14 protein-coding genes and 3 tRNA genes are annotated in these 15,591 nt (G+C 70.2%); 7 read left to right on the top strand and 10 right to left on the bottom strand.

Annotation, left to right across the window (positions count from 1 at the left end; translation table 11 throughout):
• Positions 1-53: 53 nt before the first annotated feature.
• The 3 genes from rpmG to BX283_RS23985 form a co-directional block, all read right to left on the bottom strand.
• Entirely contained in the window at positions 54-218 is a 165-nt protein-coding gene (gene rpmG / locus BX283_RS23995; RefSeq protein ID WP_003956487.1) for a 50S ribosomal protein L33, read from the bottom strand.
• A gap of 97 nt (positions 219-315) precedes the next feature.
• Positions 316-388: transfer RNA gene (locus tag BX283_RS23990), tRNA-Met, on the bottom strand.
• A gap of 44 nt (positions 389-432) precedes the next feature.
• A tRNA-Thr gene (locus BX283_RS23985) sits at positions 433-505 on the bottom strand.
• A gap of 551 nt (positions 506-1,056) precedes the next feature.
• Here BX283_RS23985 and BX283_RS23980 point away from each other — a divergent pair.
• The 3 genes from BX283_RS23980 (at position 1,057) to BX283_RS23970 (ending at position 5,614) form a co-directional block, all read left to right on the top strand.
• On the top strand, positions 1,057-2,325 hold the full coding sequence (locus BX283_RS23980; RefSeq protein WP_257583729.1) for an amidohydrolase family protein: 1,269 nt from the start codon (positions 1,057-1,059) through the stop codon (positions 2,323-2,325).
• 158 nt (positions 2,326-2,483) lie between these two features.
• Positions 2,484-3,140, top strand: a complete 657-nt coding sequence (locus BX283_RS23975; RefSeq protein WP_101389579.1) for an SDR family oxidoreductase — start codon at positions 2,484-2,486, stop codon at positions 3,138-3,140.
• A gap of 1,262 nt (positions 3,141-4,402) precedes the next feature.
• Positions 4,403-5,614 carry a Shedu anti-phage system protein SduA domain-containing protein gene (locus BX283_RS23970; RefSeq protein WP_101389578.1) on the top strand — a complete coding sequence of 404 codons (1,212 nt, stop codon included), beginning with the start codon at positions 4,403-4,405 and terminating at the stop codon, positions 5,612-5,614.
• A gap of 719 nt (positions 5,615-6,333) precedes the next feature.
• Here the strand turns inward: BX283_RS23970 and BX283_RS23960 are convergent.
• Positions 6,334-6,415, bottom strand: a tRNA-Tyr gene (locus BX283_RS23960).
• Between the two features lie 192 nt (positions 6,416-6,607).
• Here BX283_RS23960 and BX283_RS23955 point away from each other — a divergent pair.
• The 3 genes from BX283_RS23955 to BX283_RS23945 all read left to right on the top strand — a co-directional run bounded on the left by BX283_RS23955 (position 6,608) and on the right by BX283_RS23945 (position 8,449).
• Positions 6,608-7,096: a YajQ family cyclic di-GMP-binding protein gene (locus BX283_RS23955; RefSeq protein WP_101389577.1), complete on the top strand. Its 489-nt coding sequence runs from the start codon at positions 6,608-6,610 to the stop codon at positions 7,094-7,096.
• 135 nt (positions 7,097-7,231) lie between these two features.
• Positions 7,232-7,774, top strand: a complete 543-nt coding sequence (locus BX283_RS23950; RefSeq protein ID WP_101389576.1) for a methylated-DNA--[protein]-cysteine S-methyltransferase — start codon at positions 7,232-7,234, stop codon at positions 7,772-7,774.
• 9 nt (positions 7,775-7,783) lie between these two features.
• On the top strand, positions 7,784-8,449 hold the full coding sequence (locus BX283_RS23945) for an alpha-ketoglutarate-dependent dioxygenase AlkB (protein ID WP_101389575.1): 666 nt from the start codon (positions 7,784-7,786) through the stop codon (positions 8,447-8,449).
• 25 nt (positions 8,450-8,474) lie between these two features.
• Here BX283_RS23945 and BX283_RS23940 read toward each other — a convergent pair whose 3' ends face one another.
• Positions 8,475-8,747, bottom strand: a complete 273-nt coding sequence (locus tag BX283_RS23940) for a GlsB/YeaQ/YmgE family stress response membrane protein (protein ID WP_101389574.1) — start codon at positions 8,745-8,747, stop codon at positions 8,475-8,477.
• A gap of 106 nt (positions 8,748-8,853) precedes the next feature.
• Between BX283_RS23940 and BX283_RS23935 the strand changes: the two genes are divergently transcribed.
• Complete coding sequence (locus BX283_RS23935; RefSeq protein ID WP_101389573.1) at positions 8,854-10,074, top strand: APC family permease; 1,221 nt, start codon at positions 8,854-8,856, stop codon at positions 10,072-10,074.
• 247 nt (positions 10,075-10,321) lie between these two features.
• On the opposite strand, the gene BX283_RS23930 is transcribed toward BX283_RS23935, so the two are convergent.
• The 5 genes from BX283_RS23930 to BX283_RS23910 form a co-directional block, all read right to left on the bottom strand.
• Positions 10,322-10,711, bottom strand: a complete 390-nt coding sequence (locus BX283_RS23930) for a YccF domain-containing protein (RefSeq protein ID WP_101389572.1) — start codon at positions 10,709-10,711, stop codon at positions 10,322-10,324.
• Positions 10,708-11,571, bottom strand: a complete 864-nt coding sequence (htpX, locus tag BX283_RS23925; RefSeq protein ID WP_101389571.1) for a zinc metalloprotease HtpX — start codon at positions 11,569-11,571, stop codon at positions 10,708-10,710. Before htpX ends, BX283_RS23930 begins: the two co-directional genes overlap by 4 nt.
• A gap of 148 nt (positions 11,572-11,719) precedes the next feature.
• A complete protein-coding gene (locus BX283_RS23920; RefSeq protein WP_101389570.1) occupies positions 11,720-12,175 on the bottom strand; it encodes an MscL family protein in 456 nt (151 codons plus the stop codon).
• Between the two features lie 176 nt (positions 12,176-12,351).
• The gene (locus tag BX283_RS23915) at positions 12,352-13,965 is read right to left on the bottom strand and encodes an NADH-quinone oxidoreductase subunit N (protein WP_101389569.1); all 1,614 of its coding nucleotides are present in this window, start codon (positions 13,963-13,965) and stop codon (positions 12,352-12,354) included.
• Complete coding sequence (locus tag BX283_RS23910) at positions 13,962-15,569, bottom strand: NADH-quinone oxidoreductase subunit M (RefSeq protein WP_101389568.1); 1,608 nt, start codon at positions 15,567-15,569, stop codon at positions 13,962-13,964. Before BX283_RS23910 ends, BX283_RS23915 begins: the two co-directional genes overlap by 4 nt.
• Positions 15,570-15,591 lie beyond the last annotated feature (22 nt).

The raw sequence follows: 15,591 nt of genomic DNA, 5'->3' as shown, positions 1-15,591 counted from the left end.
CCCCCCATGACAGGGAACGGCCTCTCGTACGAGCCTGAGTGCTAAACCCGTGATTAGCGGGTCTCGCGGTGCGCGGTGTGCGAGTTGCAGCGCGGGCAGTGCTTCTTCATCTCCAGTCGGTCCGGGTTGTTACGCCGGTTCTTCTTGGTGATGTAGTTCCGCTCCTTGCACTCCACGCAGGCCAGCGTGATCTTCGGGCGGACGTCGGTGGCAGCCACGTGAGTGCTCCTTGACGGACGGATAGACGGATGAACGCATAAAAGAGTAGCCGATCGGGAGACCGACCCCACAATCGGCTACTGTTGCTACTTGGAGTAGCGGTGACCGGACTTGAACCGGTGACACAGCGATTATGAGCCGCTTGCTCTACCGACTGAGCTACACCGCTTTGATGATCCGGTCCCCGCTTGTGGGCGGGGACCCTCTCACCAGAGCCCCAATACGGAATCGAACCGTAGACCTTCTCCTTACCATGGAGACGCTCTACCGACTGAGCTATTGGGGCGAGCGATGAAGACATTACACGGTCGGCCGCCGATCGCCCAAATCCGTTTCGCCGGGCCGCCGCGGAGCCCTCGGAGGGCCGTCGCGGGACGGCTCCCGCAGGGGACTGACGGGGGTCGGGAGGCGCGTGGGACCCGACGACGGACCGCTCCCGCCCGCTCCGCCCCAGCCGTCCCGTACGCCACTCGTGGCCACACCGGTACGACTATTGCGCTCCTCCTCGATGCGCGCCGGGTGCGCCCCTAGGGTCTGTCCGGTGGATCTGGTCGGCCTCGGCCCCGGGCGCCGCTTCGGTGCTGGTGAGCGGGGGCCGCCGGTCTGGCGGGTCGGCGGGTCTGGCGGGTCGGCGGGTCCGGCGGGTCCGGCCGCAAGGCGGAGGAGGGCGGCGTGGCGGAGCCCCGGCAACCGGCGGCGACGCGGCAGACGGGTGTGACAGGCGCCCGCGTGCCGACAGGATCCGCCGGGCAGGCCCTAGGCTCGGGTCACGCTGCGTGATCTTGCCCTGAAGGCCCTGCGGGGCCCCGAGGACCACCTGGAACCACCTGGAGCGCGATGTCCGACAGCCACTCGCAGCCGGCCCACTCCCCCGGCACCGGGGACGGCCCCGCCGAGGCCGCCACCACGCTCCTGCTGTCCGGCGCCCGGCTCGCCGACGGCCGGACCGTGGACGTCCGGCTCGGCGGCGGCCGCATCGAGGCCGTCGGGACCGCGGGCAGCCTCGCCGCGCACTTCTCCAAGGTCGACCTGAACGGCTTCCTGCTGCTCCCGGCGCCCGCCGAGCCGCACGCGCACAGCGACACCGCGCTGACCGCGTTCGGCCCCGAGGGCCCGGTCTCGTACGCGGCGGAGGACGTCCAGCGCCGCGCCACCGAGGCCGCCCTGCTCCAGCTCGGCCACGGCGCGACCGCGCTGCGCTCGCATGTGCGGATCGACGACGTACGGGGTCTGGAGCCGCTGGAGGCGGCCCTGCGGACCCGCCGCTCGCTGCGCGGGCTCGCCGAGCTGAACGTGGTGGCGGTGCCCCGGCTGCTGACCGGCGCGGCGGGCGCGGACGGGCTCGCGATGCTGCGGGACGCGGTGAAGATGGGCGCGTCGGTGGTCGGCGGCTGCCCCGACCTCGACCCGGACCCGGCGGGGTACACGGAGGCGGTCCTGGAGGTCGCCGCCGAGCACGGCTGCGCGGTCGATCTGCATACGGACGGTGACGATCCGGCGCGTCTGGCCCGGCTCGCGGCGATGACCGCCGGGCTGCGCCCGGGCGTGGCGATCGGCCCCTGCGCGGGCCTTTCCCGGCTGCCGCACGAGGCGGCCGCGCGGGCGGCGGACCAGCTCGCGGCGGCGGGCGTCGCGGTGGTCTGCCTGCCGCAGGGCGGCTGCGGCATGACGGAACGTCAGGGAACGGCCCGTCAGGGCATGCCGCCCGTACGGCTGCTGAAGGCCGCGGGCGTACGCGTGGCGGCGGGCGGCGGCGCGCTGCGCGACCTCGCCAACCCGGTGGGCCGGGGCGACCCGTTGGAGGCCGCGTACCTCCTCGCCTCCCAGGCGGGCCTGCACCCCGAGGACGCGTACGCCGCGGTGAGCACGGCCGCCCGGGAGGCGATGGGCCTGCCCGAGGTCCGCGTGGAGGCGGGCTTCCCGGCAGAACTCCTGGCAGTCCGCGGCGAACGCATCGCGGGCGTCCTGTCCCTCGCGTACAGCCGCATCGTGATCCACCGCGGCCGGGTGGTGGCCCGGACGAGCGCGGTACGGGAGTACTGCGACTCGGCGGCGGCGGTGGCGCTGGATCTGCCGCGGCAGGGGCGGGCGGATTCTGGGGGGTGAGGGGGGGTTGTCTGCGGGGGGGGGCGCTCGGGGCGAGGGCGGCGCGGGGCGAGCACGCGCGACAGGCACAGAGTCGGCGTAAGGCCCGCGCGGGGCTGCGGCACCCGAAGGGATTCGCGGGGACGCGCCGGGCGGCGCACCGGCGTACGGTCGTGAGCATGCGCATTGTCATCGCAGGAGGCCATGGTCAGATCGCGCTGCGGCTCGAACGGCTGCTGTCGGCGCGCGGGGACGAGGTCGCGGGCATCATCCGCAAGCCGGAACAGGCGGACGACCTGCGGACGGCGGGCGCCGAGCCCGTCGTACTCGACCTGGAGTCGGCGTCCGTGGACGAGGTCGCGGCCGTCCTGGAGGGCGCCGACGCGGCGGTCTTCGCGGCGGGCGCGGGCCCGGGCAGCGACGCGGCCCGCAAGGAGACGGTGGACCGGGCGGCGGCGGTCCTGTTCGCGGACGCGGCGGAGCGGGCGGGCGTACGCCGCTACCTGGTCGTCTCCTCGATGGGCGCGGACCCGCGCCACGAGGGCGACGAGGTCTTCGACGCGTATCTGCGCGCCAAGGGCTCGGCCGACGAGGCGGTACGGGCCCGCCCGGGCCTGGACTGGACGATCCTGCGCCCCGGAATGCTCACGAACGACGCCGGCACGGGCCTGATCACCCTGGCCGCGTCGACGGGCCGCGGCCCCATCCCCCGAGACGACGTAGCCGCCCTCCTGGCCGAACTCATCGACACCCCCGCCACGACGGGCCTGACCCTGGAGGCGATCAGCGGGTCGGTACCGGTGACTGTGGCGGTGAAGGGGGTGGCGGGGAACTGAAGGGGTTGGAACCCCCGGCCAGACAACGAGAGGATCCCCGCTGGTCTGCGTTTCAGCCGTTCAAGGGACTCTTGCGTCGCGTGGCGGCGCCAGGATCCGAACCTGGGCGGGCTAAGGCGACGGATTCACGGTCCGCTGTTGCGACAGTCCACTCAGGTTCCCCGAGCCGCAACCAAGCCCCGAACTCCCACGAGACGCACCGCCGTGGCCGCACATGGCCCGGATCTTGTGCTTCGCGGAGAGTGGGGAAAGGCATGGGCCGGCTTCCTGGGAGGTGCACCGTCCTGGTCCGGGGGGCCTCGTCAGCAAAGGGCTGGAAAATAACATCGGCGGCGGAGGCCTGCACCGAAAGCCATCGCCTGTCAACGCCCTGGGAAGATTCGGCGGGAAGATCTTCGGGGCTCCCGTGGCAGTCGTCGCCACCGGAATCGACTTCCACTACACGCCACCGGGCGAAAACAAGCAGCCTGGCGACACCAAAGTGGTCGCCCCCGGAGCACCAGGTTCGGTGAAGTACAAGTGACACACGCACGCGCGGCGGGCTCCCCTCGACCCCCGCGGAAGCGAAAGCCACGACGGTGGCCGTGGTGCCCCAGAGACCACCGGTCATTCCTCCTGGGCATCGGTGCCGCAGTCGTCGGGATCGTCGGCGCCATCAGAGGAGTAGCCGAGGGTGGATCAGTGCTCGAGGTGCTCGCACTGGCGGCGATCGGCGGTCTCGGAGTCACGCTGGCGGTCGCGTACGTCATCACGTACTCCAAAGAAAAGCACTAGCCGCAGGCCGTCACGCGGTGAGGTCGAAGGGGAAGCCGAGTCAGCCCAACGCCCCAGCCGCGCAAGGAGCTCTGGAACGGGTTTGATGGGCCGTGGCCGGCCGGGAAGGATCCGAGTCCTACCTGACGAAGCCCCTGGCCGACAGCCGAAAGGCTGAGCATCACCGCCACCCGCAACGGCGAAGCCTTCGGCCTGTAGACACAACTCCCCCTCTCCGAACTCCGCAGACAAAAGCAGCCGTTACTTGCTCGCCGAGGGTCTCGTGCACTGTCGAAAAGCAGGCGGCGGTGTGCGCTAAGCGTTGGCGCAGCAGTGTGCTCGCGCGTGCGGCCGCGGCGATGGGCTCGGCGGAGAGCCGTGGTCCGTCCTGCCGCCGCCATCGCCGGTGTTCTTCTCCGTCAAGCGGTCGAAGTGGGTCCAGGCCGAGTCGGGTTGAGACGGGTCGGCGCCCGCGAGCGCTGTCAGACCTGCCGGTCATACTTCAGCCCATGGGTGTCAGATCAGACTTCTCGCTGGATCTGCAGCTCGAGTACGTACACGAGCAGGCGGCGAACGACGAGGTGAAGCGAGCGATCGCCTCTGTGATCCAGCACATGAGAACTGGACGAGGTGGCCACCGCAGAGGCGGGAAGGCGCTCGTGCAACTGCTGGTAGAGGCGCGCGGACACGCAGCCACGGTTGGTGAGTGGGAGGTTGTGCGGCTGCTGCAGGACTCTCTCGACTACGCCGAGGAACGGATCCTGCAGCCGGATTTTCACGAGAGATACCGTCTCTTTCGAGATGGCCTTCGCAACCAGCATCTTCGGCGGTTTGTGGCGGGCACGCTTGAGATCAACTTCAAGTACGTCGCCGAGGCGGGTCGCGAGTTCATGGAGCTGCATCCCGGTGCAGGTGTGCGTGATCTGTTGGCGCATATTGACTCACTCAGCCATGACGCGCGGTACCTCGTAGCGCCGGAAGGCCGGCCAGGGCGCTACTCCCTCTTCCGCGGCCGAGCGGAGAGGATGGTGTGGCTGGAACGTGTGCTTCGGGAACGGGTCGACATCGAAGACTCAGAGGAAGCTGCTCAGCGGATTGCCGCGTCGCCAGAGGCGTGGGCTCTCCTGGCCGCCGACCCGAATGGCCAGATGATCCTCCGGGCGGCCCAGTTGCAGCAGCGCTCGGCCCGGCTGGCCAGCCTGCGCGAAGTGGCGGAGGACAGAACAGCCACCGAGCTGGATCTGCAAAAGGCGTTGGAGGGACAGCACTGGATCTTTGGTGGGCGATACGTTGGGGAAGCTGCCCAGCGCAGGCTGGTGTCCGGTGACGAGGTCGACATTCCTCTGATCCGCGGGGATGGAAGCCTTCACATCGTCGAGTTGAAGCGGGCCGTCAGTATGCAGGGGCCTCTAGTGAAGCGACATCGCGGAGCCTGGGTACCCACTGCGGCAGTGCACGATGCCGTCGGGCAAGCGGTTAACTACCTTGTCGGGCTGGATGAGAACCGACAGCAGATCTTCGAAGAATTTGGCATCGAGACACGCCGGGCGAGCGCCATCGTCCTGATCGGCCATCCAGCTGTCCAGCCGAGCGTGCCAGAGCGGGAGATCAACGAAGCGTTGCGGACGTTCAACACGCACGTGAACCGTGTTGAGGTCATCACATACAAGGAACTCATCGACAATGCCGGACGCTCCCTCGGGGATCCCTCCGGGACATAGGGGCTGCCCCGGGGCAGACGGTGAATGACAGAGGGCCCCGATGCTCGGCGTTCCAGGGGGCCTCGCTAGCCCTGGAGAGCGAAGGCGGTGGATAAGACCTTCGAACGTTCGGGGTCGGCCGTACGGGCCCGCCCCTATATCTGGTCGGCCCAGCCGCCGCCCCTCTGCTTGCCCGAAAGAAAGTTGGGGTTGGTGCCCAATGCCGAGGCCGGGCGATTCCCGACCAGCGGTCAGTCGCCAGCATCGAACAGGTCTCCGCAATTCGCCGCGGCCATAGGTGTCCGCTGGCGACGGATGGTGCTGCTGAGCGCCTTCGCCTCCATGAGCCCCGAGGGGTTGGCCGAGCCGCGTCGCGCCGACATCGACCTCGACACCGGATCCGTCCGGGTCCGACGGGCGGCTCCCGAGTTGAACACCGGCCGCCGTGTGATCGCCGACCCCAAATCCCGCTGTGTCCGAGTGGCCCCCTGGTCTTACTCGGCGCGGGTCCCGCCCCGGGGAGGTGGGTAAAGCGGTGGATCGACCACCCCAGCCGCGGCGTGCCCCCGCCAGGGGCTTACCGCTCGCGTGGCCCGCACACCCTGGTCAGCCCCGGATCCATGCGACCCACTGTGAGACAGGCCACCCACTTTCGATTCCGCTCGAAAGATCGCTCCGGCACAACGAGAAGACCCCCGCCGATCTACGTTTCCGCAGATCAACAGGGGTCTCACATCGCGTGGCGGCGCCAGGATTCGAACCTGGGTAGGCTAAGCCGACGGATTTACAGTCCGCTCCCATTGGCCACTCGGGCACACCGCCATGGGATGTCGCCGGTGGAGGTCCCGCTTGCGCGGTGCTCCCTGGCAACGACGTAAACGATACCTGATGCCCGGGGGTGCTTCGCCACCCGGTTGATCAGCGCTTCGCGGGGGCGCGGGTGGCTAGGCTTTGGGGAAGCGGTTCGGCAGCCAGGCCGTACCCCCACGCACCCGATCCAAGGAGCCACAGGACATGGCCGACTCCAGTTTCGACATCGTCTCGAAGGTCGAGCGGCAGGAGGTCGACAACGCCCTCAACCAGGCGGCGAAGGAGATCTCGCAGCGCTACGACTTCAAGAACGTGGGCGCGTCGATCTCTTGGTCCGGCGAGAAGATCCTGATGGAGGCCAACTCCGAGGACCGCGTCAACGCGATCCTCGACGTCTTCCAGACCAAGCTGGTCAAGCGCGGGATCTCGCTCAAGGCGCTGGACGCCGGCGAGCCGCAGCTCTCCGGCAAGGAGTACAAGATCTTCGCCTCCATCGAGGAGGGCATCTCGCAGGAGAACGCCAAGAAGGTCGCCAAGGTCATCCGCGACGAGGGCCCCAAGGGCGTCAAGGCGCAGGTGCAGGGCGAAGAGCTGCGGGTCTCCTCCAAGAGCCGCGACGACCTCCAGGCCGTTCAGGCCCTGCTCAAGGGCAAGGACTTCGACTTCGCGCTGCAGTTCGTGAACTACCGCTGACCCCTCGGACGTGCTGTCCGATTTCCGCCAGCGCCGGCCGGGCGGGGGTCGCAGACTCGGTCTCGTACGTGAGGACTCGTGAACGAGGACTCAGGACTCGTACGTGAGGACTCGTCGCAAGGAAAGGAACGTGCGATGACGGTCTATGCGACCCTCGACAGCCCGCTCGGTGAACTGCTCCTGGTCGGTGAGGAGTCCGCCACCGCCAAGGGCGGGACCGCGCTGGTCTCGCTCTCCATGCCCGGCCAGAAGGGCGCCGCCGTCGTCCGGGACGGCTGGCGGCGGGCGCCGGAGGCCTTCGAGGAGATCACCCGCCAGCTGCGGGCGTACTTCGGCGGCGAGCTGACCCGCTTCGACATCGAGTACGCGCCCGGCACCGGCACCGACTTCCAGCGGCAGGTCTGGGCGGAGCTGGACTCCATTCCGTACGGGGCCACCACCTCGTACGGGGAGATCGCCCGCCGGATCGGCGCCTCCTCGGTGAAGGTGCGCGCGGTCGGCACCGCCATCGGCCGCAACCCCGCGCTCGTCGTACGCCCCTGCCACCGTGTCATCGGCTCCGACGGCACCCTGAAGGGGTACGCGGGCGGCCTGGAGCGCAAGGAACGGCTGCTGGGGCTCGAAGGGGCCTTGGTGGCGGCCCCCGGCAACCCCGCCGTTCCCCACGCGCCCCGCTAGCCCGGACAGATGAACGACGCCCTGTTCCCCCGGCCGCGCGCCGTCGTCGCACCCGGCGCCGTGCACGTGCCGGGGTGGCTCCCGCCCGAACGGCAGCGGGAGCTGGTGGCCGCCTGCCGGGAGTGGGCGCGGGGGCCCGTCCCCATCCGGCACACCGTGCTGCCGGGCGGCGGTGTCATGTCCGTGCAGACCGTCTGCGTCGGCTGGCACTGGCAGCCCTACCGGTACACCCGCACCGCCGGCGACGTGAACGGCCGCCCCGTCGCCCCCTTCCCCGACTGGCTCGCCGCGCTGGGCCGCGCCGCCGTGGCCGAGGCGTACGACGACCCCGCCGCCGGGGACGACTACTCCCCCGACACCGCCCTGATCAACTTCTACGACGGCGACGCGCGCATGGGGATGCACCAGGACAAGGACGAGCGGTCCGGCGCGCCCGTGGTCTCCCTGAGCATCGGCGACAGCTGCCTCTTCCGCTTCGGCAACACCGAGGACCGGGGCCGCCCCTACACCGATGTCGAGCTGGCCTCGGGTGACCTCTTCGTCTTCGGCGGCCCCTCTCGGTTCGCCTACCACGGCGTACCGAAGGTGCTCCCCGTCACAGGCGACCCGGCGGTCACCGGCCTGCCCGGCGGCCGCCTCAACCTGACTCTCCGTGAGACCGGGCTGAAGGACTGACCTGCCGACCTGCCGACGGTCCGCGTCAGCGGCGGTCGCGCGAGTTGCCGAAGACTATGCGGTAGGCGATCAGCAGCACGAGCGAGCCACCGACCGCCGCCGCCCAAGTGGCGCCGTCGTAGAAGTGGTTGGCGACGGGACGGTCCAGCCAGCGGGCCGAGATCCAGCCGCCCACGAACGCACCCGCTATCCCTATGACCGTCGTGCCGATCAGACCGCCCGGGTCCCGCCCGGGGAGCAGGATCTTGGCTATTGCTCCGGCGAGCAGGCCGAGGATGATCCAGCTGACGATGCCCATGTCCTGAACCTGCCTTTCGTTCGGTGTCGTCTTATGTCATGTCGTGTTGTACGGGAAGACGCCCTCTGTTCGGACCGCGGTTGCGCCGGTGGCTAGGGTGCGGCGCATGACACAGGAACTGCGCCGCACCCTCGGCGTCTTCGACGCCGTGGTCATCGGGCTCGGCTCGATGGTCGGGGCCGGGGTCTTCGCCGCGCTCGCCCCCGCGGCGGACGCGGCCGGGACCGGGCTGCTGGCCGCGCTGGCGCTGGCCGCGGCCGTGGCGTACTGCAACGCCATGGCCTCGGCACGGCTCGCCGCCCGCTATCCCGCGTCCGGTGGCACCTATGTGTACGGGCGGGAGCGGCTCGGGCCGTTCTGGGGCTATCTGGCGGGCTGGGGGTTCGTCGTCGGCAAGACCTCCTCGTGTGCGGCGATGGCGCTGACCGTGGGCGCCTATGTCTGGCCGGGGCAGGCTCACTTGGTTGCGGTCGCGGCGGTGGTGGCGCTGACCGCCGTGAACTACGGGGGTGTGCAGAAGTCGGCGTGGCTGACGCGGGCGATCGTGGCGCTGGTGCTCGCGGTCCTCGCGGCGGTGGTGGCGACCTGCCTAGGGTCGTCCGCCGCCGGGCACCCGGACCTCGGGCTCTCCGGGGGCGGGGCGGGGCTGCTCCAGGCGGCGGGGCTGCTCTTCTTCGCGTTCGCCGGGTACGCCCGGATCGCCACCCTCGGTGAGGAGGTGCGCGATCCGGCCCGGACGATCCCGCGCGCCGTTCCCCTGGCGCTGGGCATCGCGCTGGCCGTCTATGTCTGTGTCGCGGTGGCTGTCCTTTCCGTACTGGGCGCGGACGGTCTCGGCCGGGCGTCGGCGCCGCTCGCCGACGCGGTGCGGGCGGCGGGCGCGCCGGCGCTGGTGCCGGTGGTGCGGGCCGGGGCTGCGGTCGCCGCGCTCGGGTCCCTGCTCGCGCTGGTGCTGGGGGTCTCGCGCACGGTCCTCGCGATGGCCAGGGACGGCCATCTGCCGGGCACGCTGGCCGCCGTGCACCCCCGGTTCCGGGTGCCGCACCGGGCGGAGGTCGCGGTGGGCGCCGTGGTGGCGGTGCTGGCGGCGACGGCCGATCTGCGCGGGGCGATCGGCTTCTCGTCGTTCGGCGTGCTCGTCTATTACGCGATCGCCAACGCGTCGGCCTGGACGCTCGGCCCGGGCCGTGGCGGGCGGCTGCTCGCGGCCTGCGGGCTGGCCGGGTGTCTGCTGCTCGCCTTCGCGCTGCCGCCGTCGTCGGTGGTGGCGGGCAGCGCGGTGCTGGCCGTGGGGGCGGTCGCGTACGCCGTGCGGCGGCGGCGCTGAGGCCACCTCGGGCGCGGCGACACGCCACGCCACGTCACGGCTGACGTGGCTGACGCGGCCTCATATTCGGCCGGTGAACCCCGCAGGGAAAGTCGGCGACGCCATCTCGTTCTCGGTCATGGCTCCATGGTGGACCACGGCGCTGACAGTCGGCCTGGAGCTTGCCCCGAACCCGTCCTGACCTGCATGCTCTCCGTCAGCAGCCTGTGGATAACCTGCTCGGCTGCCCGATCGCCTACCGGTTCGGCTACCGGTAGAAAGGCTGGTCCGTCGGCACGATCTGCTTGCCCAGCGGGAGCAGCGAGACCGGGATCAGCTTGAAGTTCGCGATGCCCAGCGGGATGCCGATGATCGTGATGCACAGCAGGAAGCCCGTGACGATGTGGCCGAGCGCCAGCCACCAGCCCGCCAGGATCAGCCAGAGCACATTGCCGATGCAGGACGCGGCGCCCGCGTCCGACCGCTCCACGACCGTGTACCCGAACGGCCAGAGCGCGTACAGGCCGATACGGAAGGCGGCCAGGCCGAAGGGGATGCCGATGATCGTGATGCAGAGCAGGACGCCTGCGAGCAGATAGCCCAGGAACATCCAGAAGCCGCACAGGACCAGCCAAATGACGTTGAGGATTGTCTTCACGGGCGGCGACCTGCCATCTGTTCGAGTCGGGCGATGCGCTCCGCCATCGGCGGATGTGTCGAGAACATCTTGGAGACACCCTGGCCGGGGCGGAAGGGGTTGGCGATCATCATGTGGCTCGCGGTCTCGATCCGCGGCTCGGGCGGCAGCGGCAACTGCTTGGTGCCCGCGTCGAGCTTGCGCAGGGCACTGGCGAGGGCCAGCGGGTCACCGGTCAGCTGGGCGCCGGACGCGTCCGCCTCGTACTCGCGCGAACGGCTGATCGCCAGCTGGATGACGGACGCCGCGAGCGGCCCCAGGATCATGATCAGCAGCATGCCGAAGATGCCCGGGCCCTCGTCGTCGTTGGACCGGCCCACCGGGATCAACCAGGCGAAATTGACCAGGAACATGATCACGGAGGCGAGCGCTCCGGCGACCGACGAGATCAGGATGTCCCGGTTGTAGACATGGCTGAGCTCGTGGCCGATCACCCCGCGCAGCTCGCGCTCGTCCAGGATCTGCAGGATCCCTTCGGTGCAGCACACCGCCGCGTTGCGCGGGTTGCGGCCGGTCGCGAAGGCGTTCGGCGCCTGGGTCGGCGAGATGTACAGGCGCGGCATGGGCTGGCGCGCGGTCGTCGACAGCTCGCGGACCATCCGGTACAGCGCCGGGGCCTCGAATTCGCTGACCGGGCGGGCGCGCATGGCCCGCAGGGCCAGTTTGTCGCTGTTCCAGTACGCGTAGGCATTGGTGCCCAGCGCCACGAGCAGCGCGACGATCAGCCCCGTACGCCCGAAGAAGCTGCCGATGACGATGATGAGCGCGGACAGTCCTCCGAGAAGGACGGCGGTCCTCAACCCGTTGTGCCGGCGGTGCACGGTACGCCCTCCAAATGGTGCGGCAGGGGAACCCTTTGCCTGATGGTCCTTCCACTTTCCAGTGGACGCTCCCGTACTGGTCAACGCCAGACGAGGACCGCTGGTTCCCTTGTGCGCGCTGGAGGGCGCCCTACTCCGTACGGGTGGGTCAGCGCGGCGCGGGCAGTCCCGCGAGCTCCAGGGCCTTCGGGTCGGGCTCCAGCTCGCTGGTGCAGTGCGCGCAGCGGGTGGCGATGCCCGGGATCTGGGTGTAGCAGCGGGGGCAGTCGCGCAGGGCGGCCTTGATGTCGACCGGCTTGTCGCGGTCGAGCCGCGCCTGCACCTTCATCATCGGGACCACGACGAGGAAGTAGAGCACCGCTGCGGTGATCACGAAGGCGATGGCGGCGCTGATGAATTTCCCGTAGGGAAATTCGACGCCCTCGACCTTGAAGGTCGCCGCGGTGAAGTCGCCCGTCGACCGGGTGGCGAGGCCGATGAGCGGGGTGATGAAGGCGGTGCTGAAGCCGGTGACCACGGCGGTGAACGCCGATCCGACGGCCAGACCGACGGCCATCGTCACTATGTTCCCGCGAAGGATGAAGTCCTTGAACCCGCTCAGCACTGCTCGCTCCTAGTCGTATCCGGCTGCCCGGCCGGCCGTCCGCCGTACGGGCACGCGTGCGCACACGTACGCGCGTACGACACTGCCTTGTCCGGGCACCCGAGTTCAAACCCGCTGCGCCGATCGGTGGTCCCGACGGGCCAACGGTGCAGAGGTCGACCGGGTCAGAAGAGGCTTCAGAAGAGGCTGATGGACGCGAAGTGCAGGGCGATCTGGGGCATGACCGACAGGGCGACGGCCGCCAGGGCGGTGAGCGCGATGGCGAGCGTCAGCGGAGCCGGGACGGCGAGGCGCACCGGGCGCGCCGTGAGGACCCCTACCGCACCGGTGCCCGAACCCTCGGCCCCAGGGACCGGCGAGGCGGCCTCCGGTGCGGCTTCCGCCTCCTCCGGCGCGCGGAACAGCACGGCGGTCCACCGCAGGTAGTAGTAGAGGGCGATCACGACGTTGAACGCCATGACGACCGCCAGCCAGCCCAGTCCCGCGTCGACCACCGCCGAGAAGACCGTCACCTTGGCGAACAGGCCGATGATGCCCGGCGGCAGACCGGCGAGGCAGAGCAGGAAGAAGCCGAGCGTGAGCGCCGCGAACGGCCGCTCGGCGTACAGGCCGCGGTAGTCGGCGATACGGTTCAGCGGCTTCGTACGGGCCACCAGCGCGGCCACCGCGAAGGCGCCGAGGTTCACCACGGCGTACATCAGGGCGTACGCGACGGTCGCGCCGACCTGGGCGTCGCTGGAGTAGCCCGCGGCCGCGATCGGCACCAGGAGGTAGCCCGCCTGGCCGACCGAGGACCAGGCGAGCAGGCGGACGGCGCTGTACGCGCGCGTGGCCGACTGGCGCAGGGCGCCCACATTGCCGATGGTCATCGTCAGCGCGGCGACGACCGCGAGCGCCGGGCCCCACACGTCCGCGTACGCCGGGAAGGCGATGACGCACACCAGGATCAGGCCGGAGAAGCCGACGGCCTTGCCGACGACCGACAAGTAGGCGGCGACCGGCAGCGGCGCGCCCACATAGGTGTCCGGGACCCAGAAGTGGAAGGGGACCGCGGCCGTCTTGAAGGCGAAGCCCACCAGGGTGAGCGCGACGCCCGTCTGGGCGACGGTGTCCAGCTGGTAGGGCACGTCGGCGAGGCGGTTGGCGATCTCGGTGAGGTGCAGGGTGCCGGTCGCCGCGTACACGAAGCTGACGCCGAGCAGCATCACCGCGGTCGCGGTCACCGAGGAGAGGAAGAACTTGAGGGCCGCCTCCGAGGACAGCCGGTCGCCCCGCTTGAGGCCGACGAGCGCGAATGCGGGCAGCGAGGCGACCTCCAGGGCGACGACCAGGGTGGCCAGGTCACGGGAGGCGGGCAGCAGGGCGGCGCCGGCGGCCGAGGAGAGCAGCAGGAACCAGAACTCGCCCGCGGGCAGCTCCTCCCGGCCCTCGGTGGGTCCCGTCATCGACAGCAGCGCGGTGATCAGTGCGCCGCCGAGCACCAGGAACTGGAGCACCAGCGTGAAGCGGTCGACGGTGTAGCTGCACGCCTCGGGGTTGGTGGTGAGGCAGAAGGTCGAGCGCGTCGACTTGTGGAGCGGGATGAGGAGGAGCAGCGCGGCTGCGAGCCCGGCGATCGCGAGCCCGCCGAGCAACGGCTTGCGCTTCCGCGGCAGGAAGAGGTCGGCGACCAGCACGATCAGCGCGACGGACGCGGTGATCACCGGCGGGGCGATCGCGAGCCAGTCGACGGACTGGACGACGCTTGCGGCGCCGGTGACGGATGCGGCGCTTGCGGCGGCCACGGTCACGACTTGCCTCCTGCGAGGAGCTTGTGGACGGCCGGATCGGTGAGGCCGAGGAGGACCGCGGGCCAGAGGCCGGCGAGGACGGTGAGGGCGACGAGCGGGCTCCAGGAGGCGACTTCGTATCCCTGGACGTCCACGAGCCGGGTCTCCTGCGGCTGCGCGCCAGGCGTGCCCATGCAGACGCGGCGCACGACGACGAGCAGATACGCGGCGGTGAGCAGCGTGCCGACGGCCGCGACGGCCACGAAGGTGAGGAACGCGGGGCGGCTCAGACCGTCGGCGGGGTCGAACGCGCCGAACATCGAGAGCATCTCGCCCCAGAACCCGGCGAGTCCGGGCAGCCCGAGCGAGGCGACCGCCGCGAAGGCGAGGAGGCCGCCCAGGCGCGGGGCCCGGCCGTAGAGCGCGGCGCCGGTCGCGCCGGAGAGGGTGTCCAGGTCGGCCGTGCCGTACCGGTCCTTCAACGCGCCGACCAGGAAGAACAGCAGGCCGGTGATGAGGCCGTGGGCGATGTTCGCGAAGAGCGCGCCGTTGACGCCGGTGGGGGTCATGCTCGCGATGCCGAGGAGCACGAAGCCCATGTGGCCGACCGAGGAGTACGCGATGAGGCGCTTCAGATCGCCCTTGTTGCCGCGCTTGGCCAGGGCCAGGCAGGCCAGCGATCCGTAGATGATCCCGGCGACGGCGAAGGCCGCCAGATACGGGGCGAACCGGTGCATTCCGTCCGGGGCGATCGGCAGAACGATCCGGACGAATCCATACGTACCCATCTTCAGCAGCACACCGGCGAGCAGCACCGAACCGACGGTGGGCGCGGCGGTGTGGGCGTCCGGCAGCCAGCTGTGCAGGGGCCACATCGGGGTCTTCACCGCGAGCCCGATCCCGATCGCCAAAACGGCGATGACCTGCACCGATGTGGTCATCCCCCGGCCGTTGTCAGTGGCGAGTGCCACCATGTCGAATGTGCCGGTCTTCAGCCCGATCAGCAGCAGGCCGAGCAGCATGACGACGGAACCGAGCAGGGTGTAGAGGATGAACTTCCAGGCGGCGGCCTGCCGCCCGCCCGTCTCCCGACCACCACCCCTATTGGAGGCGCTTCGCGCCACACCTTCTGATCCGCCCCAGCGGGCGATCAGGAAGTACATCGGGATGAGGACCATCTCGAACGCGAGGAAGAACAGCAGCAGATCGAGGACGGCGAAGGTGGCGAGGGTGCCGGACTCCAGGACGAGCAGGAGAGCGACGAAGGCCTTCGGGGACGGGCCCGAGGGCATCTTGAAGTAGCTGTACAGCGCGCAGAGGAAGGTCAGCAGCGCGGTCAGGACGAGAAGGGGGAGCGAGATGCCGTCGATGCCGAGGTGGATGCGCACGTTCAGCGTGGGGATCCACTTGATGTCCGTCGTGGCCTGCATCTTCGACGGCTGGTCGCGGTCGAAGCCGAGCGCCAGGACGATCGCCGCGAGCAGGATCGCGCCGGTGACCGTCACGCCGTGGCGGAGCACGGCCTGGCCGGGCGACTTCCCCTTCAGTCCGGGCGGGGCGGGCAGCAGCGCCGCCACCGCGCCGACGAGCGGGCCGACCACGATGAACGCGAGAAGGAACTGCATCACGGACGCGCTGATATCAATC

This window comes from Streptomyces sp. TLI_146, from assembly GCF_002846415.1.
Lineage (GTDB): Bacteria > Actinomycetota > Actinomycetes > Streptomycetales > Streptomycetaceae > Streptomyces.
Note: the sequence above shows the minus strand (reverse complement) of the source record. Positions and strands in the feature narration are given on the sequence as shown.